This is a genomic window from Streptomyces sp. HUAS YS2 (assembly GCF_033343995.1).
Classification (GTDB): Bacteria; Actinomycetota; Actinomycetes; order Streptomycetales; family Streptomycetaceae; genus Streptomyces; species Streptomyces solicathayae.
This window is the reverse complement of the sequence record NZ_CP137573.1, coordinates 5,260,046-5,280,753: the sequence shown is the minus strand read 5'-3', so window position 1 is coordinate 5,280,753 and position 20,708 is coordinate 5,260,046. Positions and strand designations below refer to the sequence as shown.

The window sequence follows — 20,708 nt, the reverse complement described above, 5'->3', positions numbered from 1 at the left end:
CCTGGTCATTTACGAAAGGCTGAGCGGTCATCCGGTACCGAAATCCGGACCCTCTCTTTCACATCCAGGGATGTAAATGACCACCCCCGAATCGCAGAGCTCCATACCCGGGCGCTCGACCCCCGGGCACAGACGGGCGGCCCGCGTCGCCGCGGCCGCCGGACTGGTGACCGCGCTGATCGCGGCCGGTGCCGCTCCGGTCCTGGCCGCCGACGACCCGGCGACCACTCCCCCGGTCAAGTCCTCCGACTCCGCGGACAAGCTCGGCGCCACCGACGCCCAGCGGCTCGACGCGGCCGAGGCCGCGGGCGAGAAGAACGTCACCATCCTCGTCGCCACCGCGCCCGGCGCCACCGAGCAGGTCGCCGGCCAGCTCGACGCCGTCCCCGGCGGCTCCGTCGGCAAGCGGGACGACAAGCTCGGCTACGTCCGCGCGACGCTGCCGACCGCCAAGGCCGACGCCGCCATCACGGCGGCCACCAAGCTCTCCTCCGTCCAGGCGGTCGACCTCCAGGCCGAGGTCGTCCTGGACGACCCGACGCCGGACGCGGGCGCCAAGGGCTCCGCCGCGGGTGCCACCGCGACGACGTACCCGGCCCCGGGCAAGAACACCCCGGCGAAGAACCCGTACAACCCGTCGCACGAGACCGGCGCGGTCGAGTTCGTCGAGGACCACCCCAAGGCCGACGGCCGCGGCGTGACCATCGGCATCCTCGACTCCGGCGTCGACCTCGGTCACCCGGCACTGCAGAAGACCAGCACCGGCGAGCGCAAGATCGTCGACTGGGTCACCGCCACCGACCCGCTGACCGAGGGCGACGCCACGTGGCGCGCGCAGGTCACCCCGGTCGCCGGCCCGGTGTTCACCGCCGGCCAGCAGTCCTGGAAGGCCCCCGAGGGCGCGTACCAGTGGAGCCGCTTCAGCGAGGCGATCACCGCGGGCGGCGACCCGGCCGGTGACATCAACCGCGACGGCGACACCACCGACGTCTTCGGCATGCTGTACGACCAGGCCACCGGCACCGTCCGCGTGGACACCGACCAGAACAACGACTTCACGGACAACGAGCCGATGAAGCCGTACAAGGACGGTTTCCAGGTCGGGTACTTCGGCACCGACAACCCGGACACCGAGGTCGCCGAGCGCACCCCGTTCGTCGTGGAGATCCGCAAGGACGTCCCGATGGACCCGCTGGGCGGCACCTGGGTCGGCCAGAAGCGCGACTTCGTCAACATCGGCATCGTCGAGTCCTCGCACGGCACCCACGTCGCCGGCATCACCGCCGCCAAGGGCCTCTTCGGCGGCCGGATGAACGGCGCGGCCCCCGGCGCGAAGATCGTGTCCTCCCGCGCCTGCACCTGGACCGGCGGCTGCACCAACACCGCCCTCATGGAGGGCATGACGGACCTCGTCGTCAACCGCGGCGTCGACATCGTCAACATGTCGATCGGCGGCCTGCCCGCGCAGAACGACGGCGACAACGTCCGCGCCCGCCTGTACACCCGGCTGATCGACGAGCACGGCGTCCAGCTGGTCATCTCGGCCGGCAACTCCGGCCCGGGCATCAACACGATCGGCGACCCCGGCCTGGCCGACAAGGTCCTCTCGGTCGGCGCGGCCATCTCCCAGTCCACCTGGGCGGCCAACTACGGCTCCGCCGTGGAGAAGAAGTACGCCATGTTCCCCTTCTCCTCGCGCGGCCCGCGTGAGGACGGCGGCTTCACCCCGACCATCACCGGTCCCGGCTCGGCCGTGAACACCATCCCGACCTGGCAGGCCGGCGCCGGCGTGCCCGAGGCGGGCTACACCCTGCCCGCCGGTTACGGGATGCTCAACGGCACCTCGATGTCCTCCCCGCAGGTCGCGGGCGCGAGCGCGCTGCTGCTCTCCGCCGCGAAGCAGAAGGGCATCGAGCTCTCCCCGCTCACCCTGCGCACCGCGCTCACCTCGACCGCGACGCGGATCCCGGGTGTCGCCGCGCACGAGCAGGGCTCCGGCCTCATCGACATCAACGAGGCCTGGGAGTCGATCGAGGACGGCGCGACCGCGCACGACTACAAGGTCGAGGCCCCGGTCGACACCGTCATCTTCCCGGCCCCGCACACCGGCACCGGCGTGTACGACCGCGAGGGCGGCCTGAAGGTCGGCCAGAAGAAGACGTACGACGTCACCATCACCCGGACCTCCGGCCCGGCGTACGGCGTGCGGCACGAGCTGAACTGGAAGTACAACGACGGCACCTTCAAGGCGGCCACCGCGTACGACTACATCACGCTCCCGCTGAACAAGCCGGTGACCGTCAAGGTCGAGGCGAAGCCGCAGACCGCCGGTGTGCACAGCGCCATCCTGGAGCTGGACGACGAGCGCACCGAGGGCGTCGACAAGCAGATCCTGTCGACCGTCGTGGTCGCCAAGGACCTGGCCGCGCCCGGCTACGCGTACTCCGCGTCCGGCACGGTGCAGCGCAACAGCCACAAGTCGTACTTCGTGAAGGTCCCGGCCGGCGCCAAGTCCCTCGAGGTCGCCCTCGGCGGCCTGAAGGAGAAGAGCCAGACCCGGTTCATCGCGATCCACCCGTACGGCGTGGCCATCGAGTCGACCGCGTCCACCGCGTGCTACCCGCACTACAACCCGGCCAACACCTGCCGTCCGGACCTGCGTTCGTACGCCAACCCGACGCCGGGCGTCTGGGAGATCGAGGTCGAGTCGCGTCGCACGTCGCCCGACCTGGACAACCCGTTCAAGCTGGACGTGTCGGTGCTGGGCGCGAACTTCGACCCGGCCGTGCAGACCGTCGCCGAGGCGAAGGTCGGCACCCCGGCCGCCGTCGAGTGGACGGTGACGAACAAGTTCGCCGGCATCGAGGGCAAGCTCAAGGGCGGCTCGCTGGGCTCGGCCAAGGTCGAGACCCCGACCATCCAGCACCACGAGCAGCAGACGAGGACCGTCACCATCGGTGAGGGCGTCGAGCGGCTCGACGTGGCCATCGGCAACACCTCCGACAAGGCCGCCGACCTCGACCTGACCGTGCTGCTGAACGGCAAGCAGGTCGGCCAGTCGGCGGACGGCGACTCGGAGGAGTCCGTCTCGCTGGCGAAGCCGGCAGCGGGCACGTACACGATCGTCGTCGACGGCTACTCGGTGCAGGCGGCGGGCGGCACGACCTTCGACTACAAGGACGTGTACTACTCCGCCTCGCTCGGCAGCGTCCAGGTCGACGCGGCGAAGACGTACCCGCTGGCCAACGGCGGCTCCGCCAAGGTCGGCGCCGAGGTGCTGGTCGCCGGTGCCGCGCCCGAGGGCCGGCAGTTCTTCGGCGAGGTCCAGCTGGTCAACGCGCGCGGCACGGTCGCGGGCGCGGGCAGCGTGGTGATCGGCAAGGTCACCCCGTAACAGCCCGGAACGATCACTGAGGGGCGGGTGCCGCAACCGGCGCCCGCCCCTTCGTCGTCTTGGCAGGCGTCCCGATCCTCGGACAATGGATTGGACAAGCAGCCCCGGGTGATACCCATCATGGAGCGGCAGCACCCTGCACAAACGTACGGAGGAGTCCCCGTGAAGGTCGGAATCGTCGGAGCCACCGGTCAGGTCGGCACGGTCATGCGCAAGATCCTCGCCGAGCGGAAGTTCCCGATCGACGAGCTGCGTCTCTTCGCCTCCGCCCGGTCCGCCGGCAGCGTCCTGGACGGCATCACGGTCGAGGACGCCGCCACCGCCGACTACACGGGCCTGGACATCGTGCTGTTCTCCGCCGGCGGCGCCACCTCCAAGGCGCTCGCCGAGAAGGTCGCCTCCCAGGGCGCCGTGGTGATCGACAACTCCTCCGCCTGGCGCCGCGACCCCGAGGTCCCGCTGGTCGTGTCCGAGGTCAACCCGCACGCGATCAAGGACCGCCCGAAGGGCATCATCGCCAACCCGAACTGCACCACCATGGCCGCCATGCCGGTGCTCAAGCCGCTCCACCAGGAGGCCGGCCTGACCGCGCTGGTCGCCACCACGTACCAGGCCGTCTCCGGCTCCGGCGTGGCCGGTGTGGCCGAGCTGGACGGCCAGGTCAAGGCCGTCGCCGACCGCGCGACCGAGCTGACCCACGACGGCGAGGCCGTGGCCTTCCCGGAGCCCGGTGTCTACCGCCGCCCCATCGCCTTCAACGTGGTCCCGCTGGCCGGCAACCTGGTCGACGACGGCTCGCACGAGACCGACGAGGAGCAGAAGCTCCGCAACGAGTCCCGCAAGATCCTGGAGATCCCGGAGCTCAAGGTCTCCGGCACCTGCGTGCGCGTCCCGGTCTTCTCCGGCCACTCGCTCCAGGTCAACGTCCGCTTCGAGCGTCCGCTGAGCGTGGAGCGCGCGTACGAGCTGCTGAAGGACGCGGAGGGCGTCGAGCTCTCCGAGATCCCGACCCCGCTCCAGGCGGCCGGCAAGGACGCCTCGTACGTGGGCCGCATCCGCGTCGACGACACGGCCGAGAACGGCCTCGCGCTCTTCGTCTCCAACGACAACCTCCGCAAGGGCGCGGCCCTGAACGCGGTCCAGATCGCGGAGCTGGTGGCGGCGGAGCTCAAGGGCGCCTAAGCGCCCTGAGGTCGGCGCACCTCGAAGTGGAAGCAGCCGTACTCGACGGCCCTGACGTGCACCAGGGCGACGTCCGGGTCGGCGAAGGCCTCCGCGAACGCCTTGTCGAAGCCCTCAGAGGCCGTCTCCGGGATCTCCAGGAGGCGGCCTCCGACGATCCGGCCCCGCGCGTCGTAGCGGCGCAGCGTGCGCAGGGCGCCCGGGCGCGCGAAGGGGTACGCGTCGGAGTCCTGCGGTCCCTCGCACTCCTCTGCGTGGACGAAGACCGGGCCCTGCTCGTCGTACGCGCCCGGCTCCGCGCCGGTCCCGGCCGCCCAGCGGCGCAGCGGGGCGTACGAGACGAGGGCGATCCGCTCCCCCGGCCCGGCGAGGCGCAGACAGCAGCGCAGCGGCTCTCCGCCCTCGGTCGCGGTGTACGGGACGCAGGGGCGCCCCGCGTCGTCATCGGTGCGCAGCTCGGCGAGGGCGGCGGGCTCGACGGCCCGTGCGGTGTATTCGGTCATGGGCCCAGCCTCGCGCGCGTACGACGATCACCGCTGGCGGAATTCGGACAACGCGTTCGAAGACGGGCCTTCGGGTGACAGGATCCGGGCATGACCCAGATACCGAAGGGCGCCAACATTCCGGTGCCCGCGCAGGCGCTCCAGGTCGCGGTGAGCTGGCTGACCGGGGCCGGGGTGCCGGACGTGGACGTGTCGGCGCTGCTGCTCGACGCGAGCGGGCGGGTGCGCGGGGACGCGGACCTGGTGTTCTACAACCACGGGACGCATCCCTCGGGCGCGGTGCGGCATCTGGGCAAGTCGGCGCCGGGCGCTCCGGGCGCGGCGACCGCGGACTGGCTGTGGCTGGACCTGGCGCGCGTCGAGCCGGAGGTGGAGCGGATCGTCGTCGCCGCCTCGGCGGACGGCGGCCCGTTCGGGCGGGTGCCGGGGCTCGACGTGCGGGTGGCGGACCCGTCCGGCGGGCCGGTGGCGTACTTCGCGATCGGGGACGCGACGACGGAGACCGCGTTCGTCTTCGGCGAGTTCTACCGCCGGACCGGCGGCTGGAAGTTCCGCGCGGTCGGGCAGGGGTACGCGTCCGGCCTGGCCGGCCTCGCGACGGACTTCGGCATCGTCGTCGAGCCCCCGCCGGCCCCGATCCCGGGCCCGGGCTACGTCCCGCCCCCGGCGGCCCCGTACCAGCCGCCCACCGCTCCGTACCAGCAGCCGGCCCCGTACCAGCCGCCCGCAGCCCCGGCCCAGGCCCCGTACCAGCAGCCCCCGGCGGCGCCCGTGCCCGCGCCGTACCAGCCGCCCGCCGCGCCCGCGTACGACCCCTTCTCCTCCTCCTTCCGGCCCTCCACCCACCAGGGCCGCGGCAAGGAGACCGTGCACTGCGACCCGGCGATCCCGCCGGGCTGGGCGCTGCTCGAGATCGAGGCGTACAACTCCATCTCGACGACCATCGAGTCCTGCGACGCCTACGGCCGCGCCGAGGACTTCCTGCTCATGGCGTACGAGGACGACGTGCACGCCCGTACCGTCGCCCTGGTCCCCCGCGACCGCCCGCTGGCGCTGCGCGTCGAGGCCGACACCCCCTGGACGCTGCGCGTCCTGCCGCTCACCCACGCCCGCCGGTTCGACGGCCACATCGAGGGCCACGCACACGATCTGGTGATCTACGAGGGCCCGGCCGGTGTCCTGGACTTCTTCCACGGCGGCGAGTCGAACTTCACCGTCCATCTGCACACCCCGCCCGAGTACCCGGAGTACGACGAGGAGGACCAGGACCTGCTGGTCAACGAGATCGGGGACACCCGGGTGAGTGCCCCGGTGCCCGGCCCCGGGCTGCTCCGGATCAGCGGCGACGGCCCTTGGAAATGCGCCGTGCGCCGTTGACGCGCCCCGTGGAAGGATGGGCCAAACGTCACGAAACCGAGGAGTTGACCGGGTGCCTGGCACAAACCTGACCCGTGAAGAGGCGCAGCAGCGGGCGAAGCTGCTGACCGTGGACGCGTACGAGGTCGAACTGGACCTCACCGGTGCGCAGGAGGGCGGCACCTACCGGTCCGTCACCACCGTCCGCTTCGATTCCGCCGAGGAGGGCGCCGAGACCTTCATCGACCTCGTCGCCCCCACCGTGCACGAGGCCGTGCTCAACGGCCACGCGCTGGACGTCGCCGCCGCGTTCCAGGACTCGCGGATCGCCCTGCCCGGGCTGAAGGCCGGCCGCAACGAGCTGAGGGTCGTCGCCGACTGCGCGTACACGAACACCGGCGAGGGCCTGCACCGGTTCGTCGACCCGGTCGACGACCAGGCTTACCTGTACACGCAGTTCGAGGTCCCGGACGCGCGCCGCGTCTTCGCCTCCTTCGAGCAGCCGGACCTGAAGGCGACCTTCCAGTTCACAGTGAAGGCCCCGGCCGGCTGGACCGTGATCTCCAACAGCCCCACCCCGGAGCCGAAGGACGACCTCTGGGTCTTCGAGCCGACGCCACGGATCTCCACGTACATCACCGCACTGATCGTCGGCCCGTACCACGCGGTGCACTCGACCTACGAGAAGGACGGCCGGACCGTCCCGCTGGGCATCTACTGCCGCCCGTCGCTCGCCGAGTTCCTCGACGCGGACCACATCTTCGACGTCACGCGCCAGGGCTTCGACTGGTTCCAGGAGAAGTTCGCGTACGACTACCCCTTCGCCAAGTACGACCAGCTGTTCGTGCCCGAGTTCAACGCGGGCGCGATGGAGAACGCGGGCGCGGTGACCATCCGCGACCAGTACGTCTTCCGCTCGAAGGTGACGGACGCCGCGTACGAGCGCCGCGCCGAGACGATCCTGCACGAGCTCGCCCACATGTGGTTCGGCGACCTCGTCACCATGGAGTGGTGGAACGACCTCTGGCTGAACGAGTCGTTCGCCACCTTCACCTCGGTCGCCTGCCAGGCGTCCGTGCCGGGCACCCGCTGGCCGAACGCCTGGACCACCTTCGCCAACGCGGAGAAGACCTGGGCGTACCGGCAGGACCAGCTGCCGTCCACCCACCCGATCATGGCCGAGATCAACGACCTGGAGGACGTGCTCGTCAACTTCGACGGCATCACGTACGCCAAGGGCGCCTCGGTCCTGAAGCAGCTGGTGGCGTACGTCGGCCAGGACGAGTTCTTCAAGGGCGTCCAGGCGTACTTCAAGCGGCACGCCTTCGGCAACACGCGTCTGTCGGACCTGCTGGGCGCGCTGGAGGAGACCTCCGGCCGTGACCTGAAGGCCTGGTCGAAGGCGTGGCTGGAGACGGCCGGCATCAACATCCTGCGCCCGGAGATCGAGACCGACGAGAACGGCACGATCACCGCGTTCGCCGTCAGGCAGGAGGCCCCGGCGCTGCCGGCCGGCGCCAAGGGCGAGGCCGTGCTGCGTCCGCACCGGATCGCGATCGGCCTGTACGACCTGAAGGACGGCAAGCTGGTCCGCACCGACCGGCTGGAGCTGGACATCGCCGCCGCCGGCCTGACCGACGTGCCGCAGCTCGTGGGCCGCACCCGGCCGGCGGTCGTGCTGCTCAACGACGACGACCTGTCGTACGCGAAGGTCCGCCTCGACGAGGTGTCGCTGAAGAACGTCACCGCGCACCTGGGCGACTTCACCGAGTCGCTGCCGCGCGCGCTGTGCTGGGCCTCGGCCTGGGACATGACCCGCGACGGCGAGCTGGCCACCCGGGACTACCTGGAGCTGGTGCTGTCCGGCATCACCAAGGAGTCCGACATCGGCGTGGTGCAGTCGCTGCAGCGCCAGGTGAAGCTGGCGATCGAGCTGTACGCGGACCCGGCCTGGCGTCCGGCCGGGCTGACCCGCTGGACGGAGGCCGCGCAGGAGCAGCTGCGGGCGGCCGCCCCGGGCAGCGACCACCAGCTGGCGTGGGCGCGCGCGTTCGCCGAGACCGCGCGCACGGACGCGGAGCTGGACCTGCTGGCGGGTCTGCTGGACGGCGGCGTGGTCGTCGACGGCCTGGTCGTGGACACCGAGCTGCGCTGGGCGTTCGTGCAGCGGCTCGCGGCGACCGGCCGGTTCGACGAGCCGGAGATCGCGGCCGAGCTGGAGCGGGACCGTACGGCGGCGGGCGAGCGGCACGCGGCGACCGCGCGGGCCGGGCGTCCGACCGAGGCCGCGAAGGCAGCGGCCTGGGCGTCGGTCGTCGAGGACGACAAGCTGGCGAACGCCGTGCAGGAGGCGGTCATCGCGGGCTTCGTGCAGACCGACCAGCGCGAGCTGATCGCCCCGTACACGGCGAAGTACTTCGCCTCCATCAAGGGCATCGCGGAGACCCGCAGCCACGAGATCGTGCAGCAGATCGTGGTCGGCCTCTACCCGACCCTCCAGGTCTCGCAGGAGACGCTGGACGCGACGGACGCGTGGATCGCGGAGAACGACCCGGCTCCGGCGCTGCGCCGCCTGGTGACCGAGTCGCGCGCGGGCGTCGAGCGGGCCCTGAAGGCCCAGGCGGCGGACCGGGCCGCGGCGAAGTAGTACCCGTGGCACCGGTGCGAACCGGTACGTGAACACGGCGAAGGGGCACCCTCCCCCACGGAGGTGCCCCTTCTGTCGTTGCACGGGCGCTTCGTCGAGCCCGCGTTGAGAACCGCCCGGTGGCGCGGGCGTTCGTGCGCGCCGCGCCACCGGGCGGAGTTCGTGGGTCAGCCGTTCAGTTCCTCGTAGCGGGCCCGCAGGTGGGCCGCGCCCTGCTCGGTGAGCGCGCCGTGCAGCCGCATCCGGGCCACGCCGCCGTCGGGGAAGGCGTCGAGGCGGACGTGGGTGACGACGGCCTGCGCGGGGAGCTTGAAGCGGTGCAGGGTGTCGGGCTGCAGCTTGGTCCGCGGGATGATCTCGAACCACTCGCCGCTGTCGCCGTTGCGGCCCTGGAGCGCGATCCAGCCGGCCGAGTTGCCCTTGAGGTAGGCGGTGTCGATCTCGACGGCGCGGACGGCGCCCTGCGCGGCGAGCCGGAAGCGCACCCAGTCGTTGGTGCCGCGGACCCGGCGGCGGCGGTTCTCCCAGCCGTCGTCCATCTTGCGGGAGGTGCCGGGCAGGATGATCTGGGTCGGCGAGGAGTAGAACTTGTCCGACGCGTCCTCGTACGCACCGCCGTTGAGGACGGAGATCAGGTCGAGGGTGCCGAGCAGCTCCAGCCACTCGGGGTCGGGCACGACCTCGCCGTGCACGCGGAGGCGGGCGACGCCGCCGTCGGGGTGCTGGCAGAGGCGGAGGTGGGTGTAGCGGCGCTCGGCGGTGATCTCGAAGCCGTTGGCGGCGTGGCCGCGCACGGGGGTCGGCGGGACGAGCTCCTCCCACTTCACCTCGTCGGAGAGCAGCTGCTCCGGGCTCGGGGAGCCCTCGACGGAAGCGGCCTGGATGCTGACCTTCTGCGGGTAGTTGCCGCGGAAGTGAGCGGTGTCGACGATGATGCCGCGGATGACCCCGGGGGCGCCGAGGCGGACGATCGCCCAGTCGTGGTCCTCGGGGGCGGGGAAGACGTTCTCGGCGTCGGCGCCGCGGCGGCGGCGGGTCTCCCAGCCGTCCATGATCTTGCCCTTGTGCCCGAAGTGCTCCGGGTCGAAGACCGCCCGCTCGCGGACGAGGAGGTTCTCGCGCTCGGCGAAGAACTCGTCGTTCGCGGCGACGACACCGGCGCCGAGACGGCGGTCGGCCAGGTCGACCAGCTCGGTGAAGGGGAAGTCACCGGTGCGGTAGTCGGCGTACGGGTCGCCGCCGGAGTACGGGGCGGCGTCGTTGGCGTGCGGGTCCTGGTTCTCGGCGTTCTCGGTGTTCTCGGCGAAGGTCATGCCTCGACTGTGCCGCGTCCGGACCCGCCCGGTCCATCGAATGTTTTCGACGGTCCTTTTCAGTTCTGCTGAACGGTTTCCCGGCGGGCCGCGGCCTGCCGGAGCGCACCCAGCACCTTGGCCAGGGCCGGGCCCTCCTCCGCGCCGCGCCGGACGGCGGCGACGACGTGACGGCGCGGCTGGTCGGCGGCGAGCACCCGCATGACGACCCCGCCGGGGCGCTCCGCGGACGCCATCCGGGGCACCAGGGCGACGCCCATGCCGGCCTCGACCATGGCGAGGATCGCCGTCCAGCCGGCGGCGCTGTGCGCCTGTTCGGGCACGAAGCCGGCCGCCTCGCAGGCGGCGATGGTGATCTCGGACCACGGTCCGGAGCCGCCGAAGATCCACGGCTCGGCGGACAGGTCGGCGAGCCGCAGCCCGGGCGCGCCGGCGAGCGGGTGCCCGGCGGGCAGGGCGACGTCGAGCGGGTCGGCGAGCAGCGGGACACGACTGAACTTGGGGTCGCGCACGGAGGGGGCGTGGGCGGCCAGCGAGAGGGCCAGGTCGACGTCTCCGGCGCCCAGGAGTTCGTACGCCTCCGCCGCCTCGGCCTCCCTGACCCGTACGCCAAGCCCGGGGTGGTCGGCCCGCAGCTGCTGCACGGCGGGCACGACGAGCGCGGGCACGGCGGTGGAGAACGCGGCGACCCGCACCTCGCCGGCCTCGCCGCGCAGGTAGCCGGCCAGTTCGGCGTCGGCGCGCTCCAGTTGGGCGAACACGGACTCGGCGTGCCGGAGCACGAGGTGGGCGGCGTCGGTGAGCCGGACGCGCCGCCCGTGGGCCTCCAGGAGCGGCACGCCAAGCTGTTTGGCGAGGTTGGTGAGCTGCTGGGAGACGGCCGAGGGGGTCATCCGCAGCGTCTCCGCGGTCGCGGTGACGGTGCCGCGGTCGCGCAGGGTCCGCAGGATCTGGAGCTTCTTGATGTCCCACTCGGTCATGGGCCGCAACCTACCGGGCGCGCCGCCCCGCTCCGGCGCGGTCACCGGCTCCGGGCCGAGGCCAGGGCGACCCCGCCCAGGATCAGGGCCATGCACGCGCCGCCGAGGAGGCCCAGGTCCTCGCCGAGCAGGGCGTACGAGAGCAGGGCCACGCAGACCGGCTGGAGGTAGTAGACGACTCCGGCGCGGCCCGCGCCGATCAGGGCGACGGCCTTGTTCCAGGCGAAGAAGGCGACGGCGGAGGAGGCGACGCCGACGTAGACGAGCTGGCCGACGGTGCCGGCGGTGGGCCGGAAGCCACCCTGGGTTGCGACGCTGACCGCGAAGGCCGGGGCGAGCATCAGGGTGCCGAGCACGAAGGTGGCGAAGAGGAAGACCAGGCCGCCGAGTTCGGCCGGGCGGCGCTTGAGCAGGGCGCTGTACGAGGCGAAGGCGACGGCCGCCGCCATGGCCCACAGGTCGCCGACGGCGAAGTCGGCGGCGAAGGAGCCGCGGCCGACGAGGAGCAGGACGCCGGCGAGGGCGACGGCCATCCCGGTGACGCGGCGCGGGCCGAGCCGGCCGCCGCCGAGCCGCTCGTACACGGCCATCAGGACCGGCGAGGCGGCCATGATCATGCCCATGTTGGCGGCGCTGGTCGCGGTGCCGGCCTGGTTGATCAGGGTGTTGTAGACGGTGATGCCGAGCAGCGAGGCGAGGGTGAGGAAGCCGAGATGCCGCCGGATCAGCGCCCGCTGCCGCCAGGTCTCGCGGGCGGCGAACGGGGCGACGGCGACGATGGCGACGATCCAGCGCCAGAAGTTGTGCTGGATCGGGGGGACGGTGTCGTGCAGGGCCCTGGCCACGACGAAGCTCCCGGACCAGACGACCGTGGCGACGGCCGCCAGGAGAAGACCGAGGCCGGCTCCCCGCGCAAGGCGCTCGGCGGGGGCCGGCCGTTCGTCGGTGACACGGTGGTCCAGGGAGGTCATGGGGTCCTTTCGGTTCGGGTGCGCCCCTACCGTCGCACCCCGGAAACCTCCAGGTCCATCGAAACTTCCTGAGCTTTCCTTTCAGGAGAGCTGAACGACCCGGCGACCGGCGCGGTCTTCTTCGGGGCCCGCGGACCCATCTGGCCGACCAGCGTGGCACCGAAGGCGATCACCATGCCGACCAGCTGCACCGGGCCGAGCGCCTGGCCGAGCGCGGCCCACCCGATGACGGCCGCGGTGATCGGCGAGAGCGGGCCGAGCAGCGTGACGGAGGAGGCGCTCAGCCGCTCGATGCCGCGGAACCAGAGGAAGTACGAGACGGCGGTGTTGCCCAGGGCGAGGTACGCGTAGCCGGCCAGGTTGGTGGCGTCCAGGGCGGGCGGGGCGCCCTCGATCAGGAAGGCGATCGGCAGGATGATCAGGCCGCCCGCGGTGAGCTGCCAGCCGGTCAGGGCCAGCGCACCGACGCCCTCCGGGCGCCCCCAGCGCTTGGTGAAGACGGTGCCCGCGGACATCGACAGGGCGGACAGCAGACCGGCGGCCACGCCGACGACGTCCAGCGCGGCGCCCGCCTTGAGCACGACCAGACTCACTCCGAAGGCCGCCGCGATCGCGGTGAGCAGGGACTTCGACGTCGGGCGGTCACCGAGGAAGAGGGCCGCGAGGCCGACGACGAAGAGCGGGCCGACCGAGCCGACGACCGCCGCCACACCGCCGGGCAGCCGGTACGCGGCGAGGAAGAGCAGCGGGAAGAAGGCGCCGATGTTGAGCGCGCCGAGCACGGCCGCCTTCCACCACCAGGCCCCGGTCGGCAGCTTCCGGGTGAGTCCGAGGAGCAGCAGGCCGGCGGGCAGGGCGCGCATCAGACCGGTGAACAGCGGCCGGTCGGGCGGCAGGAACTCGGTGGTGACGAAGTAGGTGGAGCCCCAGGAGATGGGGGCGAGCGCGGTCAGTGCGACGACGGCGGCCTTGCGGGACATGACGGATCCCCCCTGCGGAGACGGGTGCGACCGGGTGGCCCGGAGCGGGCCGATCGGCTTGGCAGTAATTAACTTAGCACTAAGATACTTTCTTGCAAGTGGCTTTCTTGCCATCGAGTCGCCACGGAGGGAAAACTGACCCCATGGAGAAGCGCACCCCCGCCCCCGGCCCCGCCCGCGACGCCGTCGACGCCATCGCGGACCAGTGGGCCGTCGTACGACCCGACCTGGAGACCCTTCCGATGGCCGTCTTCGGCCGGATCTACCGGCTGTCGGCGGCGATGCGCGGCAGGGTGGACAAGGCGTACTCGGCCCACGGAGGCATGGGACTGGGGGAGTTCGACGTGCTGGCGACGCTGCGCCGCTCCGGGGCGCCGTACACGCTGTCGCCGCGCGAGCTGGCCGCGACGCTGATGATCACCACCGGCGGGATGACCGGCCGGCTGGACAAGCTGGAGAAGGCCGGGCTGCTCACCCGCAGCCCCGACCCGAACGACCGGCGCGCGCTGCGGGTGACGCTCACCGAACATGGCCGCGAGCTGGTGGACGAGGCGGTGGGCGCGGGGCTGGCCCAGCAGCGGGCGGCCCTGGAGGCGGCGCTCACCGAGGAGGAGGCGGAGCAGCTCGCGGGGCTGCTGCGCAAGCTGCTCGCGACGACGGTCTGACGTTCCGTGCGCGGGAACGCCTGAAGGAACGCACACGAGGGCGCCGTACGGTCCATGACGGACCGTACGGCGCCCTCGCGGGAATCAGCGGGTGGTTACGCCTGCTTCTTCGACTTGTCGAGCACCATCACCAGACCGCAGATCACCAGGAACAGCGCGATCGGCAGGCCCACGAACAGGCCGAGCGTCTCGGCGACACTCAGCTTGGGGGCCGGGTCGTCACCGTCGTCACGCGTGAGCGCGAGCGCGGGGGACGACATGAGCAGCATCATCAGCGTCGTACCGGCCGTCACGGCGCCGGCGCGCAGGGCGTTCTTCTTGTCCACGGTGCAAACGTAGCGAACGCCCTGACGGACCGCGCGCCCGGGGGTGCCGTACGGGCCCCTCAGCGCCCCTCACCCCTCAGTACGCGCCCCCGCGCCCGGTCCGCCGAACAGGTCCAGGAGGCGGTGCAGCCGGGGCGAGCCGGCCAGTTCGTCGAGCGTCAGCGGGCGGCCCGAGGCGTCCGCGACCGGCAGCCGCCAGTTCGGGTACTGGTCCCAGGTGCCCGGCAGGTTCTGCGGCCGCCGGTCCCCCACCGCGTCCGGCAGCCAGATCCCGACCATCCGGGCCGGGGTGCGCAGCAGGAACCGGTGCACGGCCCGCACCTCGGCCTCCTCGTCGCCGATGCCCTCCGGCAGCAGGCCGAGCCGGTCCAGGTAGCCGAGCCACTCGGCGACCTCCGCGCGGTCGGCCGCCCGCTCCCGGCCCAGCTCTCCGGGGAGCAGCCCGAGCCGGTGCCGCAGCTCCACGTGCTCGCCCGTCAGCCGGGCGGCGGTGGACGGCAGGTCGTGCGTGGTGGCGGTGGCGACGCAGCCGGCCCGCCAGCGCTCCGGGGCCAGCGGACGGCCGTCGCCCGCCCAGTCCCGCTCGAACCAGAGCACCGAGGTGCCGAGCACGCCGCGCCGTTCCAGCGCCTCGCGCACCCCCGGCTCGACCGTCCCGAGGTCCTCGCCGACGACGAGCGCGCCCGCCCGGTGGGCCTCCAGGACCAGGACGGCGAGCATCGCCTCGGCGTCGTACCGGACGTAGGTCCCCTCGGTGGGCTCGCGGCCCTCCGGCACCCACCAGAGCCGGAACAGGCCCATCACGTGGTCGATGCGCAGAGCCCCGGCGTGCCGCAGCATGCCCCGCAGCAGCCCGCGGTACGGGGCGTGGCCGGAGGCGGCGAGCGCGTCCGGCCGCCACGGGGGCAGCCCCCAGTCCTGGCCGCGGGCGTTGAACGCGTCCGGCGGGGCACCGACGGACATCCCGGCGGCGAAGGCGTCCTGCCCGGCCCAGGCGTCGGAGCCGTCCGGGTGGACGCCGACCGCGAGGTCGTGGACGACCCCGACGGCCATCCCCGCCTCCCGGGCGGCCCGGGAGGCCGCCCCGAGCTGCCGGTCCGTCAACCAGGCCAGCCGGCAGTGGAAGTCGACCAGGGCGGCCAGCTCGCCGTCGGTCCGCACCACGGCCTCGGCGGAGCGCGGATCGCGCAGCTCCGCCGGCCAGTCGCGCCAGTGGTGGCCGTACCGCTCGGCGAGCGCGCAGTAGGTGGCGTGGTCCTCCAGGGCACGGCCGTGCTCGGCGAGGAAGTCGCAGTACTCCGCCCGCCGGCCGGGCCCGAGCGGCACCGTCGCGACGAGCTCCAGGGCCCGCCGCTTCGCCGCCCACACCGCGTCCCGGTCGATCAACGCGCCCTTGTTCAGGACCCGTTCCCGCAGCTCCCCCGCTTCCTGGAGGACGGCGTCGAGCTCGGCGCGGTACTCGGGACCGACGTACCCGAACTCCGGGATCTCCTCGATCCGCAGATGGACCGGGTCGGGGAAGCGGCGCGAGGACGGCCGGTACGGGGACGGATCGACGGGCGCGCCGGGCACCGCCGCGTGCAGCGGGTTCACCTGGACGAACCCGGCCCCGTGGGTACGGCCCGCCCAGCCGGCCATCTCCCGCAGGTCGCCGAGGTCACCCATGCCCCAGGAGCGCGCGGACAGCACCGAGTACAGCTGGACGAGCAGCCCGTGGACGCGCTCCGGGGGCTGCGGCAGCCGCTCGGGCGCGACGACGAGCGTGCTCCGGGAGGACCGGCCGTCGGGGGCTTGCGCCTCGATCCGGTACACGCCGAGCGGCGGCGCGGACGGGTCGTCGGGGCTCCAGTCGAGGCGCGCGCCGTCCTCCGTGGTGACCCGCAGCGCCGTGCCGGGCGGCAGTCCGTCGAGCGCCCGGGGCGCCGGTTCGCCGCGCCACAGGACCAGGGTGGCCGGAAGCAGCCGCTCCCGGGCGTCCCGTTCGGCCGCGGCGAGGGCGGCGGCGACGGCCTCGGGCGTGGACGCGTCGACGTCCAGGGCACGCAGCACGGTCACCACGGTCGCGTCGGGGACGCGGACGGTGACGCCCTCGGAGGGGGCGTACTCGGTGGCGACGCCGTGGAGTTCGGCGAGGCGGGCCAGGGTCACTTCTCACACTCCTGGGGACTCCGTACCGCCCGCGGTGCCGTGGGCGGTGGGTTCGCTGGTCAGGGGCGCCGCGTCGGTCAGCGGCGGCTCGCTGGTCAGGGGGGCGGTGTCGGCGAGCGGGGGCTCGCTGGTGAGCGGCCCCGGCTCGGTGGGCACGGGGCGGCGCGGGGCGGGGACGTGGGGCTGCGGCTGGGCGGACGCGGCCACGGAGGCCTCCCGTTCGTGTCGGCGTACGGAACACGCGTGCGGCTCGGGTGCCGACCACGCGTGCGGCTCGGGTGCGGAACACATCAGCCCTACCCAGCGGGCGTCGCCGCAGACGTGCCGCGTGACGCCGGTCACCCTCCGTTCTACCCGCGGAACGTGGCGCAGGGGCGCCACCCCGCCGGGCAAAACCGACAGATCGACCACCGGCGTTGACACCTTCGGCGAGCGGGTGGTGGGCTCGTAACCCACTCGTGATGTACGGGTGGGCCACAGGGCGGAAGCGGCACCCGGCCGGAGCGGCGTCGAGGGGAGACGGACGTGCACCTGGGACGCGGCAGGCGGACGGCGACGGCGGTCGCGGCCGCCGTCATCGGCGGACTCCTCGGCGGCGGCACGGCCGCCCCCGTGTACGCGGCCCCGGTCTCCCCCGTCACCACCCCCGACGAGCAGCGCGCCGACGTCCCCTCGGTCTGGCCGCGCCCCCAGTCCCTCACCGCCTCCGCCGCGGCTCCGGTGGCCCTCGGGACCGATGTCGTCCTGCTCGCGGATGCCGACGCCGACCCGTACGCCGTGGCGGCGCTGCGCGAGGCGCTGCGCGCCGCCGGGGTGCGTACGGTGCACACCGCGCTGCCCGGCCGGGGACCGGTGATCCGGCTGTCCGGCCCGGCCGGTGACGGGACGTCGGGCGCCGCGGAGGCGCTGCGGGCGCTGCGCGCCCCCGAGCGCGCCGATCTGCCCCGGGGCGGCTACCGGCTGGCGACCGGACGCCACGCGGGCCGGGACACCGCCGCCCTCGACGGGGTCGGCCCGGACGGCCTGTTCCACGCCGTCCAGACAGTGCGGCAGCTGATCACCGACAGACCGGGCGGCGCCGGGCGCGAGATACCGGCCGTGCTCGTCCGCGACTGGCCCGGCTCGGTCGTCCGCGGCATGACCGAGGGCTTCTACGGCCGTCCCTGGACCCGCGAACAGCGCCTCGCCCAGATCGACTTCCTCGGCCGGACGAAGCAGAACCGCTTTCTGTACGCCCCCGGCGACGACCCGTACCGGCAGACCCTGTGGCGCGACCCGTACCCCGCCGCCGAGCGGACCGCGTTCCGCGAACTGGCCGAGCGGGCCCGCGCCAACCACGTGACGCTCGCCTGGGCCGTCTCGCCCGCGCAGTCCATGTGCCTGGCGTCCGACGACGACGTGAAGGCGCTCACCCGCAAGATCGACGCCATGTGGGCGCTCGGCGTGCGCGCCTTCCAGCTGCAGTTCCAGGACGTCAGCTACAGCGAGTGGCACTGCGACCGGGACGCGGACACCTTCGGGAGCGGGCCGCGGGCTGCCGCCGAGGCGCACGCCCGGGTGGCCGGCGCGGTCGCCCGTCACCTCGCCGAACGGCACCCGGACGCCGAGCCGTTGACGCTGATGCCGACCGAGTACTACCAGGACGGCGCGACGGCCTACCGCAAGGCGCTCGCCGCGAAGCTCGACGACCGGGTGCAGGTCGCCTGGACGGGCGTCGGGGTGGTGCCGCGCACCATCACCGGCCGCGAACTGGCCGGGGCCCGGGACACGTTCCGGCATCCGCTGGTCACCATGGACAACTACCCCGTCAACGACTACGCGCAGGACCGGCTCTTCCTCGGCCCGCACACCGGCCGCGAACCGGCCGTCGCCGCCGGCTCGGCCGCCTTCCTGGCCAACGCGATGGAGCAGCCGGCCGCGTCCCGGATCCCGCTGTTCACGGCCGCCGACTACGCCTGGAACCCGAAGGGCTACCGCGCCCAGGAGTCGTGGCGGGCCGCCGTCGACGATCTCGCGGGCGCCGACCCGAAGGCCCGCGAGGCGCTGCACGCGCTGGCCGGCAACGGGGCCTCCTCGCTGCTCGACCCGGCCGCGGAGTCCGCGTACCTCAAGCCGCTGATGGCGGCGTTCTGGCGGACCCGCGGGGGCGCCGACCCGGCCGCCCGGGACCGCGCGGCGGGCGAGCTGCGGGCCGCGTTCACCGTGATGCGCGAGGCGCCCCAGCGGCTCGGCGGCACGGCCGGCGGACTGCTCGACGACGAGGTGCGGCCCTGGCTGGAGCAGCTGTCGCGGTACGGCCTCGCCGGCGAGACGGCGGTCGACATGCTGCAGGCCCAGGCGCGCGGCGACGGCGCCGCGGCCTGGCAGGCGCAGCTCCTGCTGGAGCCGCAGCGCGGCGCGCTGACCAGGTCCACCCGGGCGACGGTCGGCAAGGGCGTCCTCGACCCGTTCCTGGCACGGGCCGTGACGGAGTCGGCGGCCTGGACGGGCGCGAACCGGGCGCGCGAGGCCGCGCCCTCGCCGGGGACGGCCGCGGAAACGGGCGCGTACACCGTGCGGCTCGACCGGCCCAGGCCGGTGGAGTCCGTGACGCTGATGACCGAGCCGGGCACCGGCGACGCGGCGCGGGTGGAGGCGTATCTGCCGGGCGAGGGCTGGCGGGAGCTGGGCCCGGTCTCGCCGACCGGCTGGACGCAGACGGACGCGAAGGGACTGCGCGCCCAGGCGGTGCGGGTCGTGTGGACCGACGGCCGGGCGCCCGGGGTCCGCTCGCTGGTGCCGTGGTTCGCGGACGATCCGCAGGCGGAGCTGGAACTGGCCCGGACGGAGGCGGACGCGGAGATCGGCGGCCCGGCGCAGCGGATCGGCGTACGCCTGGTGGGGCGGCGGCCGGGCGAGGTGCGCGGCACGCTGACCGCGAGGCCGCCGAAGGGGGTCTCGGTACGGCTGCCGAAGGAGATCCGGGTGCCGCGCGGCACCGGGGCGACGGTGCCGCTGATCGTGTCGGTGGCGGCGGGCACGCCGGCCGGGGCGTACCGGGTGCCGGTGTCGTTCGCGGGCGAGGAGCAGGTGCTGACCGTGCGCGCCTTCCCGCGCACCGCCGGACCGGACCTGGCCCGGACGGCCACGGCGTCCTCGTCGGGCGACGAGACACCGGACTTCCCGGCGGCGCTCGCGGTCGACGGCGACCCTGCCACGCGCTGGTCGTCCCCGGCGGAGGACGGCGCCTGGTGGCAGCTGGAGCTGCCGCGGCCGGCCCGGATAGGCCGGGTGGTGCTGCACTGGCAGGACGCGTACGCGACCCGGTACCGGGTGCAGGTCTCCGCGGACGGCCGTACCTGGCGCACGGCGGCCACGGTGCGCGACGGCCGGGGTGGCCGCGAGTCGGTACGGATGGACGCGGCGGACACGCGGTTCCTGCGGGTGCAGGGGGACGCGCGGGCGACGGAGTACGGGTACTCGCTGTGGTCGGTGGAGACGTATGCGGTTGCGGCGCCGGAGGGCGACCCCGAGGAGGGGAACACGCCGCCGGATCCCCCGGCGGACGGGCGGCCGGAGGATCGCCCGGAGGAGTGAAGGCCGGGGGCGAAGGCAGGGAGTGAAGGCCAGGGGCGCCGCGGGTGCGGCGCCCCTTGTGGTCCTGCTACGTCAAAGGCCCGGACTCGGCACCGTGGCCACTCCCTCGCGGGGTGGGGACACGGCATCGATCCGGGCCATCGCGTCGTCCGCGCCGTACGGCTGGAGGTACGGCAGCCAGCGCGGGTCTCGGTGTCCCGTGCCGATGATCCGCCAGGCCAGTCCGGTCGGCGGCGCGGGTTGGTGGCGGAGCCGCCAGCCCAGCTCCCGCAGGTGCCGGTCGGCCTTGACGTGGTTGCAGCGGCGGCAGGCGGCCACCACGTTGTCCCAGGCGTGCGTCCCGCCCCGACTGCGCGGAATGACGTGGTCGACGCTGGTTGCGACGCCACCGCAGTACATGCAACGCCCGCCGTCGCGGGCGAAGAGGGCTCTGCGGGTCAAGGGAACGGGCCCCCGGTAGGGGACCCGCACGAACCGCTTCAGTCTGACCACACTCGGTGCGGCGACGACGCGGGTCTCGCTGTGCAGGAAGGCGCCGGACTCCTCGAGGCAGAGTGCCTTGTTCTCGAGGACGAGGACGAGCGCGCGGCGGAGCGGTACGACGCCGAGGGGCTCGTACGACGCGTTGAGGACCAGGACATGTGGCACGGATGCCTCCTATACGCCG

At 73.4% G+C, this 20,708-nt stretch carries 15 protein-coding genes; 6 read left to right on the top strand and 9 right to left on the bottom strand.

Annotated elements, in window-relative coordinates:
• Positions 1–76: 76 nt before the first annotated feature.
• Together R2D22_RS24420 and R2D22_RS24415 are read left to right on the top strand one after the other, a co-directional pair.
• Complete coding sequence (locus R2D22_RS24420; RefSeq protein ID WP_318106803.1) at positions 77–3,394, top strand: S8 family serine peptidase; 3,318 nt, start codon at positions 77–79, stop codon at positions 3,392–3,394.
• A gap of 162 nt (positions 3,395–3,556) precedes the next feature.
• Positions 3,557–4,576: an aspartate-semialdehyde dehydrogenase gene (locus R2D22_RS24415; protein ID WP_318106802.1), complete on the top strand. Its 1,020-nt coding sequence runs from the start codon at positions 3,557–3,559 to the stop codon at positions 4,574–4,576.
• Here the strand turns inward: R2D22_RS24415 and R2D22_RS24410 are convergent.
• Positions 4,573–5,079, bottom strand: coding sequence for a DUF1203 domain-containing protein (locus tag R2D22_RS24410; protein WP_318106801.1), 507 nt, complete (start codon positions 5,077–5,079; stop codon positions 4,573–4,575). The two genes, R2D22_RS24415 and R2D22_RS24410, sit on opposite strands and share 4 nt — an antisense overlap.
• A 90-nt stretch (positions 5,080–5,169) precedes the next feature.
• On the opposite strand from R2D22_RS24410, the gene R2D22_RS24405 reads away from it, so the two are divergent.
• Both R2D22_RS24405 and pepN read left to right on the top strand, forming a co-directional pair.
• Complete coding sequence (locus R2D22_RS24405) at positions 5,170–6,456, top strand: TerD family protein (protein WP_318106800.1); 1,287 nt, start codon at positions 5,170–5,172, stop codon at positions 6,454–6,456.
• A 52-nt stretch (positions 6,457–6,508) separates the two neighbouring features.
• Positions 6,509–9,082, top strand: a complete 2,574-nt coding sequence (gene pepN, locus R2D22_RS24400; RefSeq protein ID WP_318106799.1) for an aminopeptidase N — start codon at positions 6,509–6,511, stop codon at positions 9,080–9,082.
• Between the two features lie 167 nt (positions 9,083–9,249).
• On the opposite strand, the gene alc is transcribed toward pepN, so the two are convergent.
• Genes alc through R2D22_RS24380 form a run of 4 tightly spaced genes read right to left on the bottom strand, consistent with a single transcriptional unit; the run spans position 9,250 to position 13,326 of the window.
• Positions 9,250–10,395, bottom strand: coding sequence for an allantoicase (gene alc, locus R2D22_RS24395; protein WP_318106798.1), 1,146 nt, complete (start codon positions 10,393–10,395; stop codon positions 9,250–9,252).
• Positions 10,396–10,454: 59 nt separating this feature from the next.
• A complete protein-coding gene (locus R2D22_RS24390) occupies positions 10,455–11,375 on the bottom strand; it encodes a LysR family transcriptional regulator (RefSeq protein WP_318106797.1) in 921 nt (306 codons plus the stop codon).
• Between the two features lie 41 nt (positions 11,376–11,416).
• Positions 11,417–12,346, bottom strand: a complete 930-nt coding sequence (locus R2D22_RS24385; RefSeq protein ID WP_318106796.1) for a DMT family transporter — start codon at positions 12,344–12,346, stop codon at positions 11,417–11,419.
• A gap of 26 nt (positions 12,347–12,372) precedes the next feature.
• A complete protein-coding gene (locus R2D22_RS24380; protein WP_318106795.1) occupies positions 12,373–13,326 on the bottom strand; it encodes an EamA family transporter in 954 nt (317 codons plus the stop codon).
• Between the two features lie 143 nt (positions 13,327–13,469).
• Here R2D22_RS24380 and R2D22_RS24375 point away from each other — a divergent pair, with 143 nt between their 5' ends.
• On the top strand, positions 13,470–13,991 hold the full coding sequence (locus tag R2D22_RS24375) for a MarR family winged helix-turn-helix transcriptional regulator (RefSeq protein ID WP_318106794.1): 522 nt from the start codon (positions 13,470–13,472) through the stop codon (positions 13,989–13,991).
• Between the two features lie 95 nt (positions 13,992–14,086).
• On the opposite strand, the gene R2D22_RS24370 is transcribed toward R2D22_RS24375, so the two are convergent.
• The 3 genes from R2D22_RS24370 to R2D22_RS24360 form a co-directional block, all read right to left on the bottom strand.
• Positions 14,087–14,317, bottom strand: a complete 231-nt coding sequence (locus R2D22_RS24370; RefSeq protein WP_318106793.1) for a hypothetical protein — start codon at positions 14,315–14,317, stop codon at positions 14,087–14,089.
• A 69-nt stretch (positions 14,318–14,386) separates the two neighbouring features.
• The gene (gene malQ / locus R2D22_RS24365) at positions 14,387–16,465 is read right to left on the bottom strand and encodes a 4-alpha-glucanotransferase (RefSeq protein WP_318106792.1); all 2,079 of its coding nucleotides are present in this window, start codon (positions 16,463–16,465) and stop codon (positions 14,387–14,389) included.
• A 3-nt stretch (positions 16,466–16,468) separates the two neighbouring features.
• Positions 16,469–16,756, bottom strand: coding sequence for a hypothetical protein (locus tag R2D22_RS24360; RefSeq protein WP_411977073.1), 288 nt, complete (start codon positions 16,754–16,756; stop codon positions 16,469–16,471).
• A gap of 234 nt (positions 16,757–16,990) precedes the next feature.
• Between R2D22_RS24360 and R2D22_RS24355 the strand changes: the two genes are divergently transcribed.
• Entirely contained in the window at positions 16,991–20,041 is a 3,051-nt protein-coding gene (locus tag R2D22_RS24355; protein ID WP_318106791.1) for a glycoside hydrolase family 84 protein, read from the top strand.
• A gap of 72 nt (positions 20,042–20,113) precedes the next feature.
• On the opposite strand, the gene R2D22_RS24350 is transcribed toward R2D22_RS24355, so the two are convergent.
• The gene (locus tag R2D22_RS24350; RefSeq protein WP_318106790.1) at positions 20,114–20,689 is read right to left on the bottom strand and encodes an HNH endonuclease; all 576 of its coding nucleotides are present in this window, start codon (positions 20,687–20,689) and stop codon (positions 20,114–20,116) included.
• Positions 20,690–20,708 lie beyond the last annotated feature (19 nt).